The organism is Verminephrobacter aporrectodeae subsp. tuberculatae At4, assembly GCF_000193225.1.
In the GTDB taxonomy this organism is placed as follows: Bacteria; Pseudomonadota; Gammaproteobacteria; order Burkholderiales; family Burkholderiaceae_C; genus Acidovorax; species Acidovorax aporrectodeae.
On record NZ_AFAL01000566.1, the window covers coordinates 1 to 462 of the forward strand.

Annotated in this window: 1 protein-coding gene; it reads left to right on the forward strand. The window is 67.5% G+C overall.

Features of this window, described 5'->3' with window-relative positions:
- Window positions 1–63: 63 nt before the first annotated feature.
- The coding region (locus tag VTU_RS28190; RefSeq protein ID WP_138927950.1) for a hypothetical protein at window positions 64–462 on the forward strand (399 nt) is incomplete at its 3' end.

The window sequence follows — 462 nt, forward strand, 5'->3', positions numbered from 1 at the left end:
ACCGACGGCGCAGGCCGCAACCGGCTGCTGCCGCCCCAACCTGGCACAGCGGGCGCACAGCCCATGCGCGACGATTTTGGCCGCATCGTGCGCACCAGCAACCCCGACGCAGGAGCGAGCATCTGGGAATACGACGCAGCAGACCGCCTGATAGCCAACCGCGACGCCGCCGGCAACCAGGCGCACTACGCGTATGACATCAGCGGCCGCATCCTGCGCCAAGACATCAGCGACGCGGCCGACCCGAAGAAAACCACCACGACCACCTGGCACTACACAGGCAGCCAGCTCACTGCGCTCGAACACCCCACGCAAAGCGAGCACTACCAGCACGACCCGCAGGGCCTGCGAACCGAACGGCGCACCATCCGGCACCAGGCCGACGGCAGCACCCGAAACAGCCTGACGCGCTACACCTACGACGAACAAGGCAACGTGCTCAGCACCAGCCTGCCCGACGGC